The sequence below is a fragment of the Actinomyces sp. SKVG-SVH-4(1) genome (assembly GCF_048514265.1).
In the GTDB taxonomy this organism is placed as follows: domain Bacteria; phylum Actinomycetota; class Actinomycetes; order Actinomycetales; family Actinomycetaceae; genus Actinomyces; species Actinomyces oris.
Genome location: NZ_JBGEVE010000001.1, coordinates 427,734 through 446,192, shown reverse-complemented (window position 1 = coordinate 446,192; position 18,459 = coordinate 427,734). Strand labels below are relative to the sequence as shown.

The window sequence follows — 18,459 nt, the reverse complement described above, 5'->3', positions numbered from 1 at the left end:
CCGGCGTCCTAGAAACCCGTGGAGACGGCGGCCAGTGCGGGAGCCACCTGGCCTCCGGGGGTTCCGACCTGATCCTCGAGGTAGTACCACCAGAAGGGGGCTCCCCAGGCGTCGGAGCGCCCCAGTGCCGCGCCGGTGACGTGCTCGGCGACGGCGGTGCGGGCCGCCACGGGGTCGGAGGCCGAGCCGAACCACCAGGGACCGGCGTTGAGGTCCGCTCCCCCGTACCCGAGCTCGGTCACGGCGATCCGGGAGGAGGAGAAGGCGGCCTCCAGGGTGCTGAGAACCCGGTCGGCAGCTGTTCCGAGCGGATGGAGCTGGGGGTAGACGGACAGTCCCACGACGTCGATCAGCTCCCTGATCGACGCGGGGAGCTCCCTGGCTGCATAGCTGAACAGGGAGTAGGTCGGGTCCGCCTGCCCGAGCTGGTAGTACAGGGTGAGCACCGTCGTGGCGCTGGTGCGCTCGCGCACGGCCTTGGCCGCTCGCTGGGCCTTGGCCACCGGCCCGGTGCCCAGCCAGTCCCCACCGATCTCGTTGCCGATCTCCCAGGCGTCGACGTTGGGAAGCGCCTTGATAAGGGTGTCGACCCGCGTGTCCCAGGCGGAGTCGGTCAGGGCGGCCAGGTCGTGGGAGTCGCAGATCTGGACCAGGGCCTGGCCGCCCTGCGCGTGCAGGGCCTCCACCGTGTTGCGCCAACCGGTCATTTCCTCGGCGTCATTGGGGTCGCCGATGACGAGGCGGGCTGAGACCTTCCGCTTGCCGCCCCCCGGTCCGCTGGGGGCCAGTGCGGCAGCGATCTCGGCGGAGGTGGGCACCCGGGTGAAGGTCACCCCGATCACGGCGTCCTGCGGCGCCTGAGCGGACAGCGCCCGGTCCAGGGAGAGCTGGGCCCCGGCAGCCGACTCCAGGGCGGAGTTCGCCAGGCGGCCCCGCTCCGTCCATGACTGGGCCTTGGCACAGGCATCCAGGGACTGCTGGGCGGAGGCCCGCAGCTTTTCCGCCTCGTCAGCGCCCTTGAAGCCCTTCGCAGTGGCCTGCGCGAGGCGCTCGGCCTGCCGACCGTGGAGGGTTCGGGCCGCCAGCTCCAGGAGATCGTGCTCCCCGGAGGCCGGCAGATCCGCCATGAGTGCCGAGTACCCGTGACTGGTCGGCCACGACAGGGTCAGCGTGCACTCACGCCCGGCAGGCACATCGATGCCAATGGCACCACCCTCATCCTGGTAGAGGGGGCCGACGGCGATGACCTCCAGGGTCTTGGCATCCAGCAGCGCGTCGTCATAGCCGACCTCGCCCTTGCCGTTGGACTGAATGCGTCGCAGCGCCTCGAGGTTGAGGGCACCGCCCTGCGCATCACTGACGTGAAGGCTCACATGGGTGGTCGCCCCGTCCCCCATGGCCGTCGGAGTCACGTTCGCGTGCCCGCAGGAGGACACTGACGCTCCCAGAATCCCGGTGCCCAGGAGCGCCAGCACCCTTCTGCGGTTGGTCTCGATTGTCATGGAAGCAGTATCCCAGTCTTCTGAAAGAGATTTCGACCGAACGGCCCTATTTCCGTGATTCGGCGACTGCTGAGTCTCACAGCCTGCGCCGCGGTCATCTCAGCTCCGAGGCCGGCACGAAGGTGTACCCCTCGGCCTTGATACCGGCGACGATCTTCTTCAGCTCGGCCAGCGGGTAGTAGGGGTGGAAGAAGAAGCTGGCGGTGGCGTGAGTGTTGACCAGGTTGAGCTTGGCCGCGTCGATGACCTCCTGAGCCAGGCGCGGCGGGTGCTGGTTGATCTCGTTGGGCTCGAAGTTGCCCAGGTTCTCGGGCAGGACGTGGGTCCCGTAGGGGTCGTTGACCGCGTAGGGGAAGAACTGCCCGTAGTAGTCGTGGGGACCGGCCTGGGTGTTGGTCAGGGTGCCGGCGTAGAGGAGCTCGCGCTCGTAGCGCACCGGGTAGTGCTCGCCGATGCCGTAGTAGGCCTCACGGGTGGCCGAGTAGTGCGGGGTCTCGAAGATCTCCGGAGTCGGCAGGCCGACCTCGCCGAAGATCTGGCGCCCCTGGTCCACGCGCTCGGAAGCCCACTCCTGGGAGGTACCCGGCAGGGTGCCGCCGATCTGCACGAAGGACTTGTCCTGGCAGTCGACGGGTGGGGCCTTGGTGTCGTTGGTGGCCGAGCACCACGAGCGGATGAACTCGAAGTCGTCGGCGGAGACGGCGTTGTAAGGGTTGTCCAGGGTCCCGAACTGGTGGGTGGTGCCGTGCTGAACGATCGTTCCGCCCTTGTTCACCGCGTCCTGCAGGACCTCCACCAGCTCCGGGGCGTCCTCCAGGGTGAGCTCCTTGGGCGTCCCGTTGTTCTCAGTGCCCTTGGGGTCGATGTACTTGGGCACCACCGCCATCTGGAAGGGCACGTTCTGACTGTGGAGGTAGTCGACGATCGCCTGCAGCTCCTCGGGGTCGCTGTCCGGGGTCACATCCTCCAGGCGCACAGCGGCCTGACGGAACTGCTGGGCACCGGGCTGGAGGAAGTCCAGGAGGATGTCGGCGGCTGCGATGTAGCGGTCCTGCTCGCCCAGGTAGGTCAGGGGGATCTCGCCGATGAAAGTCATTCCCGAGGAGCTGACCGCCCAGGGGAAGGAGGTGGTGCCGGACTGGGCGACGGAGGCGCAGGCGGTGGCCGCGCCGTCGGGCTTGGAGCACTCGGCGCGCCCCAGGACCTTGACGTCCTTGTCCCGGACGATGTGCGGAGCGATGATCCCGCCGGAGTTGAGCTCACTGCGCTTCAAGGAGGCGCCGTTGTAGCTGATCTTGGTGACCCGGTCAGTGGAGTCGATGTAGGAGGTGGCCGCGTCCCAGCCGTAGCGCTGGGTGAAGGCGGCGCGGTCGGCGTCGGTCTTGGCCAGCTGCCAGATGTTGAAGCCGGACCACATGACGGGGACGTTGCCGGTCAGGGCGTCATCGATGAAGGCCCGCGGCAGGGGCTCGTCGTAGGTGGAGCCGATGTAGACCACGTTGGTGAAGCGACCGGCCAGGCCGGCGACGTAGTCCTTGACCGGGAGGGTCGTCACGGTCCCGGAGTGGCTGGCCAGGGTGCCCATGCTCAGGGCGTAGTACTCCCCCAGCTTGGCGTAGTCACCGGTGGTGTCGAACAGGACCAGGGTCGATGCCGGCCCCGCCTCCTGGTTGGAGAAGCTCACCGCTCCGACAGGAACCTCGGGCGCGTTCTGCTTCAGGTCGCGGATCTTGACCTGTCCTGCGGCGGGCGCGGGCTTGTTGAGATCCACGTCGGCCTGCTTGTCGCCCTTGAGGGGGAGCTCCTTCTTGGCCGCGGCGGCCGGCTCGGGCGGAGCCGGAAGCGGGTTCTTGGCCGGGTCGGCGTCATTGGCCTGGGCCCCACCTGCGGGTTTGGCCGCGGCGGCCTGGATCGCGGCCGGCACCTGCGCGCCGGCGGCGGGTGCGGCCTGAGCGGGGCCGACTGCGGCGATGGAGCTGCCCAGGCACACCGCGATGGCGGCCAGTGCACAGCGGCGGCGTCGTGCGGTCATAAGGGTCGGGGGGATCATGAACGCTCCTTCGATGAGGTGGGAACCGGTTCAAACTCGGGAAGGGGGACACCGCGGCCGAACAGGGCTGCGGTGGCGGCCAGGATGCGCTTGCACGCGTGTCCGTCGCCGTAGGGGTTGGCGGCCTGGGCCATGGCTGTGTAGGCCGCCTCGTCGGTCAGCAGGGTGGAGACTCTCTCGACAATGCGCTCCTCGTCGGTCCCGACCAGCTCGGCGACCCCGAAGGCGACCGCCTCGGGACGCTCGGTGTTGTCCCGCATGACCAGGACGGGCTTGGACAGCGCGGGCGCCTCCTCCTGGACGCCGCCGGAGTCGGTGAGCACGACGTCGCAGCGGTCGATGAGTGCACAGAAGGCGCCGTACTCCAGCGGGTCGCACCAGATGACGTTGGCGTGGCCCTCAATCTGCGGCAGGAGGTCCTCGCGAACCTTGGGGTTACGGTGGACCGGCAGCACGAAGAGCACCTCGGGGTGCTTGTCGGCCAGGCGCGCGACGGCGCGGCCAATGGCCCGCATCGGCTCGCCCCAGGACTCACGGCGGTGGGCGGTGACGAGCACGACTCGCCGGGAGGCGTCCTTCAGTGCTGCAGCCAGCTCCTCGTCCGGTGGCGGGACCCGGCGGTCGACGGCGACCAGGAGCGCGTCGATGACCGTGTTACCCGTGACGCTGACGGTCTGCGGGTCGGTGTTCTCGCGCAGCAGGTTGTCCCGGCTGGTGGTGGTGGGACACAGGTGCAGGGCGGTCACCTGGCTGATGAGCCGCCGGTTGGCCTCCTCGGGGAAGGGTGAGGAGATGTCCCCGGTGCGCAGGCCTGCCTCGACGTGGAGGACTGGGACCTCGTGGTAAAAGGCCGCCAGCGCGGCGGCGAAGGCGGAGGTGGTGTCCCCCTGGACGACGACGGCGTCGGGCCGGTGGGCCTCAATGGCCTGCCCCACCCCTTGCAGGCAGCGGTTGGTGATCTGGGTGAGGGTCTGCCCCGGCGAGTGGATGTCGAGGTCGTCGTCGGGCACGATTCCGAAGAACTCGTGCACCTGGTCGAGCATCTCGCGGTGCTGTCCGGTGACGACGACGATCGGGTTGAAACGCTCGTCGTCGCGCATGGCGGCCACCAGAGGCGCGAGCTTGATCGCCTCCGGGCGGGTGCCGTAGACGAGCATGACCCTCAGGGGGCCGCCCGTTGGTGTGGGGTCGGTGGTCATGGGGTTCTCCTGGTCGTGTGTCGGGAGTGGGATGAGCTGGGCCTCAGTGGTGGTCGAGTCCGGCGCCGTAGAGGCGGGCATGCCTTACTGGTCCTCGATGATCGGGGTGAAGGTGACGTCGGAGTCCTCGCAGTAGGCCGCCACCTTGCCGGAGCGGTAGGGGGACTGCTTGTCGGTGACGGTTCCGAGCTCCTGCCCGTCCACGGTGATGGTGAAGGTCGCCTCTGAGGGCTTGGTCGTATCAATGGTGACGGTGACGTCGTGGCTCTTCCCGGGTGGGTAGACGGGTGTGTTGCCCGATGACAGGAATCGTTGGTACCCGGGGTATGCGGTGTCCTGCTTGGAGACCTCCCAGCCGTTGGGCTTGAGGGCCAGGGCGTAGAAGTGGTTGTTGTCGGTGTAGTTCCACAGGAGCCAGGCGACCTCCCAGGCGTTGGGATCGCCGTCCTCACGCAGCTGCCTGACAGTGGTCATCGTGGTGTGGATGGTCTGGACGCCTCCCGCCTCGATCTCGACCGAGGTGGAGGTGGCCAGACCGGCGTGAGTCGTGTCATGGGAGTCGGCCGACGTCGGCTTGAGGCGCAGCAGGCCGTCGGAGCACGAGGCCTCGCCGTAACCGTCGAAGATGATCTCCCACTGGGAGCAGTCCGGTGCGTCGGTCTCTCGGGCGTGGCAGTACACGGTGACTCCTAGAACCAGTGCCAGGACGCAGACCGTCAGGAGGGCGCGACGCAGGATCCTGCCGCGACGAGAGCCGTCGACGGCTCCTGCGTGCTGAGGTGCGTTGGCAGCTGTCATCTCATCTCCTCATTGGTCAGGCTGCTGGATGTCGGACGGGGTCGGCGCACGATCACGGCGGTGGGGTTGAGCACGGGGCGGGTCGGCACGGTCGGGGTGGCCGGAACGGTTCTGCCCGGACCCGCGGCCTGGGGGGCCGCGAGGGGGTGCACCCTCTCCGGCCCGCTGGGCGGGCGCTGCTTGCTCGGTACCGGTGAGCCCATGGCTGCCGATCCGTTGGAGCCGGCCACCGGTGCGCTAGGTGCGCTCGGCGCGCCCTGCGCTCCTTGCCCCGGTTCCGCCTCCCGCGCGGTCTTGGCCCACCCGGTGCGTCCGGTCAGCTCCCGGGCGACTGCTCGCCAGCCGTAGAGGCTGGGAAGGAGGCCGTAAAGGACGAACAGGTGCGCGTAGCCCACGGACTTGAGCAGGCTCAGGCCCTCACTGCGCTCGATGCGCCAGTAGATCCAGGCGTAGATGAGCGCCGGCCCGAAGGCGATGACATAGGCCCCCACGAGCCACGCCCATGACTGCTCCCACCTCAGGACCGCGGCCACACCGGCGGTCACCATGGTGATGAGGAAGGACAGGGTCAGCAGGGAACCGGTCAGGAGCAGGTAGGGCGTGAGGATCTGCCAGAGCGTGTCGGCCCGCCCCAGGCCGCGCTGCTCGCGGGCCACGGAGCGCAGCAGGTGCAGCGCCTGGAGGTTTCCCTGGAACCAGCGGGTGCGCTGACGCAGGAGGCGGCGCATGTTGGTCACGCCCTGCTGGTGAACGGAGGCCGCGGGCCAGAACTCGTTGGTCCAGCTGGTGGCGTTGAGCCGGATGCCCAGGTCGAAGTCCTCGGTCAGCGACCGGGTCCAGGGCCGGGGCCCCAAGGCGTCGAGTGCACTGAGGCGGACGAACTGGGCGTTGCCCCCCATGCCGACGCTGCGGACCCGGCGCCGGCCTCGCTGGAAGACCTCGGTGAAGATGACGAACTCCATGTCCTGCATGCGGGCGAGCAGGGAGCCGAAGCGGTTGTTGATGCGCACCCCCATCTGGACAGCACCGACCTCCTGCGGGGCGAAGGCCTTGCGCACCTCCCCGATGGCGTGGGGGTCGAGCCTGCCATCGGCGTCCATGACTCCTACGACGACTCGCGAGGAGGACACCGTGGTACACCGGGAGCGCACGATCGACAGCGCGTCGTTGAGGGCCTCCCCCTTGCCCAGGCGGGCATGGGGAGGACGACGGCGAACCACCTCGACGCGCTCGTCGCCGGCCTGGGCGGCCACCTGGGCGGTGTCGTCGTCGGAGCCGTCGTCGATGACCATGATGCGCAGGCCGGGGTCCGGGATGGAGGTGAGCCGCCGGACGCTGGCGCCGATGACCGCCGCCTCGTTGAGGCAGGGCATGAGGATGACGACGAGCAGCGGCGCATCCGGATGCGAGGGACCACCGTGCCGTGGGGCCCCGCGCGAGGCGATGAGCATGAAGAAGGTGTAGGCCAGGGCGACTGCGATCATCCCCAGGGCTCCCCACCAACCGATGCGGTCGAGGACTCCCAGGGGGCTCGAGGAATCGAAGCTCATGGGCAGCAACGGGGTCTGCGTCACCATCACGCCCGCAGACTCATCAGGCCGCTGCGCTGCAGTGCGTGACGCCCGGCGGAGCGCCTGGAGTGCGGGATCAGGGCGCGGGCCGCGCCATAGAGGTTGGTCAGCAGGAAGAAGGCCAGGATGGCGACGAACACCAGGCCGGCGCAGTCAATGAGGAAACGAGCGACGAGAGCGGGAAGGGAACCTGCCGGGGCGACATACCACACGACGAACAGTCCGGTTCCGGCGGCGAATGGGGAGTAGTGCATGAGGCCATCCATCTGGATCCAAGGGGTAGGGCCGGCGCCGACCGTCATCACCGCATGCGCGAGCAGGCCAGGTCGGCAACCAACGCCTCGGTGCGGCGCGCCCGGGGATGACGGGATGTGGGAACTCAGCCCGTCGGGCACGGCGCACCGTGCGTCACCACCAAATATAACAATAGAGTAACGCTTTGCAACACTGTGTTATTCGACCATGCAATAACCGCCCTCTTGGAGGTGGCTCACAAGAGCGGGAAACGGCAGGATTCCGCCAGTTGAATCGCCAACGAATCCGCGCCTCGCTCCAGCGCCGTCCCCTGACGCGGCAGAGCACGGTCACTAGAAGGTCACAGGATGATCTCAATCGGCCTGCTCAGCAGGCTTTTTCACTGCCTTCGGGCACGGGCCGCCTCCCCGTGGGCGGGCAGATCCTCGCAGCTCGCCAGGACCTCCAGCGCCGGCGTCATGGACTCCAGGGCGCTCGCGCTGTACTCGATGAGCTGGACCGGTTTAAGGAAGGCCATCACGCTCAGCCCGGCCGCGAACCGGGCGGTGCCCCCGGTGGGCAGGACGTGGTTGGAGCCGGCCAGGTAGTCCCCCAGGGGCACCGGGCTGTACGGCCCGACGAAGATGGCTCCGGCATTGCGGATCCGACGCGCGACCCCAGGGGCGTCGGAGACGTGGATCTCCAGGTGCTCGGCCGCGTAGGCGTTGGCGACCTCGATGGCCTGGGCGAGGTCACGCACCAGGACGGTTCCCGACTGCGGACCCCTCAATGCGGTCGATGCCCGCTCCCGGTGCCGGGTCGCGCTCAGTCTGCGCTCAAGAGCCGCATCGACGGCGTCCGCCAGCTGCGGGGAGTCGGTGATGAGGACGCTGCCGGCATTGGGATCGTGCTCCGCCTGGGAGAGCAGGTCGGCGGCCACGTACTCGGGGTCGGCCCCGGCGTCGGCCAGGACGGCAATCTCGGTGGGTCCTGCCTCGGCATCGATGCCGACCGTCCCCATGACAGCTCGCTTGGCGGCCGCCACGTAGACGTTGCCGGGACCGGTGATGACGTCCACGCCCCGACACAGGACCTCTCCCCCGGCGTCCGCACGGTCGGTGTCGTCCTGGGCGTCGGCGCCGTAGGCGAGCATCGCGATGGCCTGGGCGCCGCCGACGGCGTAGACCTCGGTGATCCCCAGCAGCGCGCACGCCGCCAGGATCGTGGGGTGAGGCAGACCCGCGAACTCGGCCTGAGGCGGGCTGGCCAAAGCGATCTGTTCGACGCCGGCGACCTGGGCGGCCACCGCGTTCATCACCACGCTGGAGGGGTAGACCGCCAGTCCTCCGGGAACGTAGAGCCCCACCCGCTCCACGGGGATCCAGCGCTGGGTGATGGTGCCTCCGGGGACCACCTCCGTGCTGCGCTCAGCGGGCACCTGGGCGGCGTGCCCGGCCCGGTTGTGGGCGATGGACAGCTCAAGGGCCTCGCGCACCGCGGGGTCCAGGTCGTCGAGCGCCTGGGTGATGGCAGCAACGGGCACACGCAGGTGAACGGGTCGCACGCCGTCGAATCGCTCCGCGGCGTCGCGCAGTGCGGCCGCTCCTCGACGGCGGACGTCCTCGATCAGTGGAGCCACGGCGGCCTGGGCGGCGGTGACGTCAAGGGCGGCCCGGGGCAGGGCCTGTGCCAGCTGGCGTGCGGAGAGTCGGGTACTGCGCAGATCGGTGCGGGTGAGCATGACCGTAAGCCTACCGGCCATGCACAAGGCGGCCCGGGAGAGCACGTTGTCTCCCGGGCCGCCTCAGGCGCCTGCAGTCGAGTCAGAGACTCATCAGGCCTCGCGCACGGCGCGCGCGGCACCGACCAGGCTGGTCAGGCTCGCCTCGGTCTCGGTGTAGCCGCGGGTCTTGAGACCGCAGTCGGGGTTGACCCAGACCTTCTCGGCGCCCAGGGCGTCGACGGCCCGCTGGAGCAGCTCGGTGCACTCGGCCTGGCTGGGCACGCGCGGGGAGTGGATGTCCCACACGCCCGGGCCGAGCTGACGCTCGAAGCCGTGCTCGGCCACCGCGGGCAGAATGTCCATGCGCGAGCGGGAGGCCTCGATGGAGGTCACGTCGGCGTCCAGGTGGTCGACCGCATCGATGACGACGTCGAACTCCGAGTAGCACAGGTGGGTGTGGATCTGGGTGGCAGGAGCCGCCCCTCCGGTGGCCAGGCGGAAGGAGCCGACGGACCACTCCAGGTAGGCGGGACGGTCGGCGCGCCGCAGCGGCAGGGTCTCGCGGATGGCGGGCTCGTCGACCTGGATGACGCCGATGCCGGCGGCCTCGAGGTCCGCCACCTCCGCGCGCAGGGCCAGGCCCAGCTGGTCGGCGACCTGGGCGCGCGGGATGTCGTCGCGTACGAAGGACCAGGCCATGATCGTCACCGGGCCGGTGAGCATGCCCTTGAGGGGCTTGTCGGTCAGGGACTGGGCGTAGGCCGACCAGGTCACCGTCATGGGCTCGGGGCGGGCGACGTCACCCCACAAGATGGAGGGACGGGTGCAGCGCGAGCCGTAGGACTGGACCCAGCCGTGCTCAGTGGTCACGAAGCCGTCGAGCAGCTCGGCGAAGTACTGGACCATGTCGTTGCGCTCGGCCTCACCGTGGACCAGGACGTCCAGGCCGAGGCGCTCCTGAAGGGCGACGACGCTGGCGATCTCGGCGCGCATGGCGGCGTCGTAGGCGGCGTCGTCGATCTCGCCCTTGCGCCAGGCGGCGCGGGCCTTACGGATCTCGGCGGTCTGCGGGAAGGAGCCGATGGTGGTGGTGGGAAGCTCCGGCAGGCCGAGGCGCTCGTCCTGGGCCGCCTTGCGCTCACCGTAGGGGGCGCGGGTGCGGTCGGCGTCCGTGACGGCGCCGACGGCGGCGCGGACCTCGTCGCGGTGCACGCCGGGGTGGGCGGCGCGCTGCTTGCGCAGGTCGGCGTCCTGAGACAGCTCAGCGGCGATGGCGTCACGCCCCTGCTCCAGGCCCTTGGCCAGAGTGATGACCTCCCCGACCTTCTGGTCGGCGAAGGCCAGCCAGGAGCGGATCTCCGGGTCGATGGCGGTCTCGCGCTCGACGTCGTGGGGCACGTGCTGCAAGGAGGTGGAGGTCGCCACGGTGATGGGAGTGCCCTCGGGAAGGCGCTCGCGCAGCTGCTCGAGCACGTCCATGGCCCGGTTCAGGTCGGTGCGCCAGATGTTGCGGCCCGAGACGACGCCGGCGACGACGGTCTTGCCCTCCAGGGCGGCCAGGTCTCCGGCCTCGGGCAGGGCGCCGGCCACGAGGTCCAGGCCCACGGCCTCGATCGGGGTCTGAGCGAGCACGGGCAGGGCGTCGCCCAGGGAGCCGTAGGTTCCGGCCACCAGGATCTGGGGGCGCTCCACGATGGCGCCCAGCCAGGTGTAGGCGTCACGCACGGCGTCGAGGACGCGCTGGCGCTCCACGTTCCAGGAGTCGGAGACCAGGGCGGGCTCATCGAGCTGGACCCAGGTGGCGCCGGCCTCGTGCAGGTCCATGAGGAGGTGGCCGTAGGCGTGCAGCACGTCGCTGAGGCGGTCCAGGGGGTGGAAGTCCTCGGCTGCCTCGTCGGAGGGCTTGGCCATGAGCAGGTAGCTCACCGGGCCCACGACGACGGGGCGGACCTCGGTCCCGGAGGCCTTGGCCTCGCGGACCTGGTCGGCGATGGCGGTGTCGACGTAGTCGATGGGGGTGGAGGCGTCGATCTCGGGGACCAGGTAGTGGTAGTTGGAGTCCAGCCACTTGGTCATCTCCATGGCGGGACGGGCGCCCTCACCACGGGCCAGGGTGAAGTAGCCCTCGACATCGAGGGCGCCGTCGGCGTTCAGCAGGTCGCGGAAACGGGCGGGCGCGGCGCCCAGGGTGGCGGTCACCTGAAGAACCTGGTCGTACAGGGTGAAGTCCGCCGGCACCGAGGCGGGCTGAGTCAGCCCCAGGTCCGTCAGGCGCGAGCGGGTCGCCCCGCGCAGCTCGGCAGCGGCGTGCTTGAGCTCCTCGACGCTCAGGTTCCCCTTCCAGAAGGACTCCACGGCGCGTTTGAGCTCACGGTCCCTTCCGATGCGGGGGTATCCCAGGATGGTGGCCCCCGGAAGGGGGGCGGAGGGGACCTGTGACTCGGTCACGGCGATCTCAGCCGGCGAGGCGGGGGCGACCGACTCAGGGGTGGCGCTCATGCATTCTCCTTGGTGATGGTGGTGAGGGGCTGAACGGGGTGGTGGGAAGACACTGTTGCGCGGGCAGAGCCACGGCGCAGGAAAGAAGGGCCTCGGCCGGGTGTGGCCTGGAGGTATCCGCGATCGACGGCGTCGCGCACCTCCCGATCGGGCGCGGCTCCGGCCAGGATGCCGCCCAGACGCAGGTGGCTGATGACGTCGAGGGCCGGTCGGGTGCGGTTGAAGGTGTACAGGTGCAGACCGGGGGCGCCGGCGCGCAGCAGCGCGGTTGCCAGGTCGAGCGTCGCGCCGATGCCGCGCTCCACGAGGGTGGCGCCGCTGGCCGATCCCAGCGAGGATCGCAGGCCGGCGGGCACGCGCACCCCGGTGAGCGCCTCAAGACGGGTGAGCCGACGCAGGTCGGTCAGTGGGATCACGCCGGGAAGGATCGGGATGCTCACCCCCGCGTAGGAGGCCGCGTTGGTCAGCGCCACATAGTCGGCCGCGTCGTAGAACACCTGGGTGATCGCCATGTCGGCCCCGGCGGCCTGCTTGGCGGCCAGGACCTCAATGGCCTCGATGTGGTCGTTGGTGGCCGGGTAGGCGGCCACGGCGATCGTGACGTGGCGCCTGCCGTCACCGAAGAAGTCGGCCTCGACCTCCCGGATGACCCGGACGAGGTCGTCGGCGTGGCGCAGTTCCCCGGCGACATCCTCGGCCCGGGTGCCGGCTGGCGGGTCGCCGCGCAGGGCGAGGAAGCGCCGTACTCCCATGCGCAGGAAGCGAGTGACGATGTCGACGGCCTCCTGCTTGCGATAGCCGATACAGGTCAGGTGAGCCATGAGGGGGATGGTGCTGGAGTCCAGCACGTGGGCGAGCACGCACTCGGAGGGGTTGGTCTGCTCCTGGACCGCGCGCACGCGGGGGGCCTCGCACGGGCCCGCCTCGGGCTCATGCGCGCTCCCCTGGCGTCCGCCGCCAGTGACCCCGCCGGCAGGGTCAGTGACGAAGGTCGGCCGGTAGGTCACCGAGACGAAGTCGGGCCCGGTGGCCAGGAGCCGGTCAATGCGGCCCCAGGTGGCCGAGGCTGCCTTACCCGGTCGAGGGGGGAACAGCTCCAGGCTGACGGTGGGCAGTCGCCGAGCGGTTCCGGTCTCGGCGCTGCTCAAGGCCTCGCCGCGACTGCCGGCCGCGGCGGTGGGCCCGGTGGGCTCGTTGTCGTGCACGTCGTCTCCATCGATCCTGGCTGAAGCACCCGCGTACCGGGTTGCTGCGGCGTCATGGAACCAGGTCTCTCGGCCGCTCTGGATGGTCGAGCGTATCAAACCACGACTGTTTCCCAGCCCCGCCGCCGTCCCACATACCGAGAACCGATGCTCAGCCGTTGGCCCACTTCTCACCCCATCGTGCCCAGCAGGCGAGCCGCTGCGGCGGGGCCCAGCTCGAGTCCCCGGTGCCGACCTCTCCAGTGGCCGCCGAGACCACCAGGGAGGCCAGGCTCGGTTCGCCTCGAGCAGCGCAGTCATGGGCGATCATGGAGAGCAACGGCCCCATATGACGTGGCAGCACGCTCCGTCCGATCGAGTCGCTGAGCTCGCCGTAGGTGATGACCTCACGGTGCTGTGCGACCTCTATCAGGACGGAGCGTGCTGCGTTGGTGGCCTCAGCCAGCCTCGGGGTGAGTCGGCGCATTCTGTCCCCCACGGGGAAGTAGTCACCGACGGTGATGGCGAGCGACTCAGTCACGGTGTGATGATCCGGGTTGTCCGGGCTCTTCACAAGCTCGTTCTCGCTGCGCCGCACCCCGAGGCCAGCAGCGATCAGCCGGCCATACGACGGCGCACCAGGATGAATCCGCCGCCCAGGGCGATGGCGGCCACCGCGAGGACGATGCCGGTCATGCTGGCACCGGTGAGCGGAAGACGGCTATCACCGGTAGCCGCTGCAGCCGCAGCGGCCTGGCCCTGACCGCCCTGAGCGTTGCCGCCGGGCTTGGCGATTCCGGAGTTCTTCTGACCGGCCCCCGCCTTGGAGTTGGAGGGGTTGGCGCCCTGTGCGTCCTTGCCGTCGGTACCGGCGGCCCCGTCGGTGACGGTCGAGCCGTTGTTGTCGGCCTTGCCACCGTTGTTGGCCTTGTCGCCGTTGTTGGCGGCCTTGTCGCCGTTGTCGGCGGCCTTGTCACCGTTATTGGCGTTGCCGCCGTTGCCGCCGTTGTTGTTGGCGGCCTTGTCGCCATTGTCGGCAGCCTTGCCACCGTTGTTGGCGTTGTCAGCGGGGGCGTCCCCGGCACCGGGAACGGCGCCGCCGCCCCAGGCGACGTTGACCAGCGCACCGCGGTCCACGGGGACGTTGGCGTTGACGCCGAGGGTCTTGGCGATGTCCTCGGGCAGGGCGTGACCGTTACCGGAGGCGGGGCTTCCCTCCTTGAGGTGGAAGTCCGAGGTCTTGTCCATCGGGTTGGCGGACTCCTTGACGAAGAACGGGTTGTTCTCCGGGGAGCCGTGCAGGTCCAGACCGTTGGACTCCTTGCCCTCGGCCTTGACGCTCGAGCTGGCCGTGAAGTCCGAGAGCTTCTCGGCGTTGACCGACTGGTTCATGCGGTCGGCGCCCCAGTTCCACAGGACCGTGGTCGACAGGGTCTGGGGGTTCTCGTGGCGGTAGTAGACGTCGTAGTCGATGCTGGAGACCATCTCATTGGCGTACACCGCGCCGGAGCCATCCTGGTTGGCCCCACCCAGGACCTGGACCATGGCCGAGTAGCGCCACGGGTCCCCGGGCATGGGGGTGGTCTGCTCGGAGGAGAAGATGTTGTTCATCACCTTGGTGTTGGTGGTGTCCCAGCTCAGTCCGTGCTCGGCGCTCCACTTCTGCACCTGGGTGCACACACCCTGGGCGTTGCGGGCGTTGCAGCCGTCGGAACGGGTGTCCTCCTGGATCCACAGGCTGGTGAGCGCATGGGAGACGGTGTTGTTCCACACGCGGGTGTCGTTGGACCCGGAGACGTGGATACCGATGCCGGCCCCGGCCACGATGTTGGAGGCGATGAGGTTGTTGGAGGAGACCTCGTTGAAGATCGCCACCGGGACGTTGACGAAGTAGTTGCCAACGATCTCGGAGTCGATCACGCCCTCGTCGAACCAGACTCCCGCGGCCCGGTTCTGGTCATAGGCCGAGGGGTCGGAGATGTCCGTGCCGGTGGCCGAGTAGTCCACGGTGTTGTTGGCGAAGCGGATGTTCTTGGAGTGGGTGATCTTGGTGTCGGCCAGGGTGCAGTAGGCGCCGCAGTCCTTCGTGATGAAGCCGGAGGTGTTGTTGTTCCTCCACATGTTGTTCTCCACCTTGGCACCGCTGGAGTCGTTGATGCCGAAGGCGTTGGAGCCGTTGTTCTCGAACAGGTTGTTCGACACGACCGCGTTGGTCGAGTCGATGACCTGCAGCGCACCGGCCGTCGAGGAGTAGCGGAAGGTGGAGTTCTCAATGCGAGGAGCGCCGTGAGCGGCCACGACCATTCCGCCACCGGAGATGGTGCCGATCTCGGGGTCCTCGTAGTCCCAGCGCTGCACCGCGGAGTACTTCTCCACCGTCAGCCCCGACAGGGTGATGTTGTCGGTGTTGAAGGACAGGGCGCGGGAGTGCTGGACCACCTCGACCTGGTGCTGGTTGGGGTCGACACCGATGACGTAGGAGGTGCCCCGGTGCGGCTTGACGTTGTAGCCGGCCTGGTTGTTCTTCGGGTTCTTCAGGGTGACCGGGTCGGGGTCGTCCACGTAGAAGGTGGACTCGGTGACCTCGGCGCGGCTGAGCACCTGGGTCAGGGGCTTACCGTCCACGAACACCTGCTCGGGGTGGGCGGCGATCCCCTCCTTGGCGGGGTCGGCATTGATGGTGCAGACCGTGCAGAAGCGGACCATGTCCTTGCCGGTGGACCACTTCCCATCACCGCCGGCACTCCAGCTCTTGGGGACCTCGGCACCGGTGAGGACCGGCTTGGCACCCTCGGCCGCCTTGATGGTCACGCCCTTGTCGACGGCGAGCTCGCCCTCACGGTAGGTGCCGTTGGCCAGCTCGATAGTGTCTCCGCCGCCGGCCTTCTTCAGGGCGGCTCCAATGGTCTGAAGGGGCTTGGCAGCGGTTCCGTCTCCCGCGTCCGAGCCTCCCTCGGCCGAGACATGAATGATGTTGCCGTCGGCGGCGGCGGCTTGTGGTGCATGAGTCACGGCCAGAACAGGCGCCGACAGCGATAGAGCGAGTATCGCCATCTGGGCGACGATTCGACGCTTCATGGTGTCTCCGTCTCCGTAGTGTTATCAGAACGCCGTTACCCTACCGTGATAAATTTTGTTTGGCATCCGTTATATCCGCATACTTCTGAGAGACGCTTCTCTCACTCGCCTCGTCGCCGACCGCTCTGCCGGGGCGCTACCTGCTCCGACGTGCGCGTCTCGTGCCCTGTCTGCGAGGATCCACCTATGACGCACGCAACATCTCAGCGCCCATCCCGGTACCCACTCATCTCAGTGTCCGGAAGCATCCGGCTCGGCCAGTTCCTCAAGCTGGCGGGCCTGGTGGAGGACGGCGCACAGGCGCGCATCGCCATCCAGTCCGGAGACGTCACTGTCAACGGCGTCGTGGAGACGCGTCGCGGGCACCACCTGGCCGGTGGAGACGTCGTCGTCGTCGATCACCCCGCAGGTCAGGTCGGCGCCGCCGTCGAGCAGCTGGGGCCCGGGCAATGAGCCCGGACCCCAGCACCAGGAGCAGTCGGCCGACTTAGCCCTCCGGCCTCCGCTCCGATCCCGTCGGTGCGTCCTCGGCGCCGTCGACGGCGCGGATGTCGGCACTCGGGTCCTGCGCAGCCTCGTCGGTGCCGTCCTGGCAGCCCTCACCGTCTGCGTCGTCTGCGTCGTCGCCGTCAGTGGTCGATGACAGGCTGGTGTGCAGCTCGATGGTCTCGACCTCATGCGGCTCGTTGGCCGTCGTGACCGCGGTGGTGACCGAGTCGACCAGGACCTGGTTGGCCAGCGAGTGCCGCAGCAGCATGGGGTCGTTGTTGAGATCCTTGTAGAGCGAGACGCACAGCAGCAGCATCACGAAGACGAAGGGCAGCGCCGAGACGATCGTGATGTCCCGCAGACCGGTGAGGACCTCACGCGGATCGTCCCCACCGGCGAGCAGCATGGCTGAGGCAACGCCGCCTGTGGACACGCCCCAGAAGACGACCGTGAAGCGGCTCGGATCGGTTGCACCGTTCTCCGAGAGCCCTCCCATGACGATGGAGGCCGAGTCGGCACCGGTGACGAAGAAGATCGCCACCAGGACGACTGCCAGCACCATGAGGACGATGAGGACCACCTTGTGCACGGGCATGGCGTTGAGCAGGTCGAACAGGACTGTGTCGAAGTTCAGGTCGGGCGTGCCATCGGCCTTGAGATGGACGAGGGCGTGCGCCGCCTGGCCGGCGCGCTCGGCGCGTTCCTGGAGCCCGATGGCGCCGCCGCCGAAGATGGCGAACCAGATGAGGGAGACGACCGAGGGGACGAGCATGACCCCGGTGACGAACTGCCGGATGGTGCGGCCGCGCGAGATGCGGGCGATGAACATTCCCACGAAGGGTGTCCAGGAGATCCACCAGGCCCAGTAGAAGATCGTCCAGGAGGACAGCCACTGGGCCATGTCCTGATTGCCCACAGCCGCCGTGCGCGAGGCCATGGCGGGCAGCTCATCGATGAAGTTGCCGATCGCCGAGGGGATGATGTTGAGGATGAACAGGGTGGGTCCGCCGATGAAGACGATGATCGCCAGCAGCACAGCCAGCACCATGTTGATGTTCGACAGCCACTGGATGCCCTTCTCAATGCCGGAGATCGCGGAGGCCACGAAGCAGGCCGTCAGGATCGCGATGATGCCGACCATCATCGCGGGGGTGGACTTGGTGACGAGGTTGGTCGACACCATGCCCCCGCCGATCTGCAGGGCCCCCAGCCCCAGGGAGCAGGCCGACCCGAACAGGGTGGCGACGATCGCCAGGATGTTGATGATGCGCCCGCCGATCCCGTCGATGGCCTGGCGCCCGAACAGGGAGGTGAACATGGCCGAGAAGAGCTGGGAGCGTCCCAGCCGGTAGGTTCCGTAGGCCATCCCGAGCCCCACCAGGGCGTACATCGCCCACGGGTAGATGGTCCAGTGGAACATGGCCGTGCCCAGGGCGGTACTGGCGGCCTGGGCGGTCTGAGGGTCGACCGTTTCCGGCGGGGGCGACATGTAGAAGTAGAGCGGCTCACCGACCCCGTAAAAAATCAGTCCGATACCCATTCCCGTGGCGAACATCATGGAGACCCAGGAGCCAGTGGAGTACTCGGGCTCCTCTCCGTCCCCACCCAGGGGGATCTTGCCGAACCGGGAGGCCGCCACGAAGACGACGAAGACGACGAACAGGGTCGAGGACAGAACGAACAGCCAACCGAAGTTGCTGATCGTTCCCCCCAGGGCCCACTTGGAGGCCCTCCCCAGACCGTGCGGAGAGATGAAGCCCCACACGACGAAGGCGATGGTCGCGGCCGCGGCGACGCCGAAGACCACCTTGTCCATTCCCTCACCGACGTCGTGGGGCTGGCGGGAGACCGATCTCCTCAGGCGGTCGAGCAGGTGACGCTGGCGGCGTTTCACGGTTGCCGGGGAGGTCTGGAAGGCCGGCGTCGCGGCCGCCGCACCCTGGAGGACCTCCCCTGCCTGCCCTTCCTGCGGGCCGGCGTCCCGCTCCTCTTGCTGCGTCAACGTTGGAGGGTTGAAATCCTCGTCACTCATCAAATTACCTCATAGACAATACAGTCACCGACTGCTTGTGGACATTACGAGAGTATCAAGATGAAGACGGGGCGCCACGTGAGCACCAAGCCTGGTGAAG

At 68.5% G+C, this 18,459-nt stretch carries 13 protein-coding genes and 1 riboswitch; of the genes, 1 reads left to right on the top strand and 12 read right to left on the bottom strand.

Annotated elements, in window-relative coordinates; genetic code table 11:
- Positions 1-8: 8 nt before the first annotated feature.
- The 11 genes from AB7V09_RS01730 to AB7V09_RS01680 form a co-directional block, all read right to left on the bottom strand.
- Positions 9-1,502, bottom strand: a complete 1,494-nt coding sequence (locus tag AB7V09_RS01730) for a hypothetical protein (RefSeq protein WP_003786237.1) — start codon at positions 1,500-1,502, stop codon at positions 9-11.
- A gap of 94 nt (positions 1,503-1,596) precedes the next feature.
- Positions 1,597-3,552: a DUF2334 domain-containing protein gene (locus AB7V09_RS01725; RefSeq protein WP_419142735.1), complete on the bottom strand. Its 1,956-nt coding sequence runs from the start codon at positions 3,550-3,552 to the stop codon at positions 1,597-1,599.
- Entirely contained in the window at positions 3,549-4,751 is a 1,203-nt protein-coding gene (gene wecB / locus AB7V09_RS01720) for a non-hydrolyzing UDP-N-acetylglucosamine 2-epimerase (RefSeq protein WP_419142781.1), read from the bottom strand. The genes AB7V09_RS01725 and wecB overlap by 4 nt, the downstream gene beginning before the upstream one ends.
- 84 nt (positions 4,752-4,835) lie before the next feature.
- Positions 4,836-5,549: a hypothetical protein gene (locus AB7V09_RS01715; RefSeq protein ID WP_009406401.1), complete on the bottom strand. Its 714-nt coding sequence runs from the start codon at positions 5,547-5,549 to the stop codon at positions 4,836-4,838.
- Positions 5,546-7,126: a glycosyltransferase gene (locus AB7V09_RS01710; protein WP_419142780.1), complete on the bottom strand. Its 1,581-nt coding sequence runs from the start codon at positions 7,124-7,126 to the stop codon at positions 5,546-5,548. Before AB7V09_RS01710 ends, AB7V09_RS01715 begins: the two co-directional genes overlap by 4 nt.
- Entirely contained in the window at positions 7,126-7,374 is a 249-nt protein-coding gene (locus AB7V09_RS01705) for a hypothetical protein (RefSeq protein ID WP_419142734.1), read from the bottom strand. The genes AB7V09_RS01710 and AB7V09_RS01705 overlap by 1 nt, the downstream gene beginning before the upstream one ends.
- Before the next feature lie 380 nt (positions 7,375-7,754).
- Entirely contained in the window at positions 7,755-9,095 is a 1,341-nt protein-coding gene (gene hisD / locus AB7V09_RS01700) for a histidinol dehydrogenase (RefSeq protein WP_271288086.1), read from the bottom strand.
- Positions 9,096-9,188: 93 nt separating this feature from the next.
- On the bottom strand, positions 9,189-11,576 hold the full coding sequence (metE, locus tag AB7V09_RS01695; protein ID WP_314921051.1) for a 5-methyltetrahydropteroyltriglutamate--homocysteine S-methyltransferase: 2,388 nt from the start codon (positions 11,574-11,576) through the stop codon (positions 9,189-9,191).
- Positions 11,573-12,781: a methylenetetrahydrofolate reductase gene (locus AB7V09_RS01690; protein WP_419142733.1), complete on the bottom strand. Its 1,209-nt coding sequence runs from the start codon at positions 12,779-12,781 to the stop codon at positions 11,573-11,575. The genes metE and AB7V09_RS01690 overlap by 4 nt, the downstream gene beginning before the upstream one ends.
- Before the next feature lie 4 nt (positions 12,782-12,785).
- A riboswitch (SAM riboswitch) is annotated at positions 12,786-12,870 on the bottom strand.
- Between the two features lie 62 nt (positions 12,871-12,932).
- Positions 12,933-13,301, bottom strand: coding sequence for a hypothetical protein (locus tag AB7V09_RS01685; RefSeq protein WP_101559696.1), 369 nt, complete (start codon positions 13,299-13,301; stop codon positions 12,933-12,935).
- Between the two features lie 74 nt (positions 13,302-13,375).
- Positions 13,376-15,838: a right-handed parallel beta-helix repeat-containing protein gene (locus AB7V09_RS01680; protein ID WP_419142732.1), complete on the bottom strand. Its 2,463-nt coding sequence runs from the start codon at positions 15,836-15,838 to the stop codon at positions 13,376-13,378.
- Between the two features lie 186 nt (positions 15,839-16,024).
- Between AB7V09_RS01680 and AB7V09_RS01675 the strand changes: the two genes are divergently transcribed.
- A complete protein-coding gene (locus AB7V09_RS01675) occupies positions 16,025-16,291 on the top strand; it encodes an RNA-binding S4 domain-containing protein (protein WP_020991635.1) in 267 nt (88 codons plus the stop codon).
- Between the two features lie 34 nt (positions 16,292-16,325).
- Here AB7V09_RS01675 and AB7V09_RS01670 read toward each other — a convergent pair whose 3' ends face one another.
- A complete protein-coding gene (locus AB7V09_RS01670) occupies positions 16,326-18,359 on the bottom strand; it encodes a BCCT family transporter (protein WP_419142731.1) in 2,034 nt (677 codons plus the stop codon).
- Positions 18,360-18,459: the final 100 nt, after the last annotated feature.

Bases quoted from the DNA above. Each gene is read 5' to 3' on its own strand.
- AB7V09_RS01710 (WP_419142780.1), bottom strand. From the start codon at position 7,126: ATGGTGACGCAGACCCCGTTGCTGCCCATGAGCTTCGATTCCTCGAGC.
- AB7V09_RS01675 (WP_020991635.1), top strand. From the start codon at position 16,025: ATGACGCACGCAACATCTCAGCGCCCATCCCGGTACCCACTCATCTCA.
- AB7V09_RS01725 (WP_419142735.1), bottom strand. From the start codon at position 3,552: ATGATCCCCCCGACCCTTATGACCGCACGACGCCGCCGCTGTGCACTG.
- wecB (WP_419142781.1), bottom strand. From the start codon at position 4,751: ATGACCACCGACCCCACACCAACGGGCGGCCCCCTGAGGGTCATGCTC.
- AB7V09_RS01705 (WP_419142734.1), bottom strand. From the start codon at position 7,374: ATGCACTACTCCCCATTCGCCGCCGGAACCGGACTGTTCGTCGTGTGG.
- hisD (WP_271288086.1), bottom strand. From the start codon at position 9,095: ATGCTCACCCGCACCGATCTGCGCAGTACCCGACTCTCCGCACGCCAG.
- AB7V09_RS01730 (WP_003786237.1), bottom strand. From the start codon at position 1,502: ATGACAATCGAGACCAACCGCAGAAGGGTGCTGGCGCTCCTGGGCACC.
- metE (WP_314921051.1), bottom strand. From the start codon at position 11,576: ATGAGCGCCACCCCTGAGTCGGTCGCCCCCGCCTCGCCGGCTGAGATC.
- AB7V09_RS01680 (WP_419142732.1), bottom strand. From the start codon at position 15,838: ATGAAGCGTCGAATCGTCGCCCAGATGGCGATACTCGCTCTATCGCTG.
- AB7V09_RS01670 (WP_419142731.1), bottom strand. From the start codon at position 18,359: ATGAGTGACGAGGATTTCAACCCTCCAACGTTGACGCAGCAAGAGGAG.
- AB7V09_RS01715 (WP_009406401.1), bottom strand. From the start codon at position 5,549: ATGACAGCTGCCAACGCACCTCAGCACGCAGGAGCCGTCGACGGCTCT.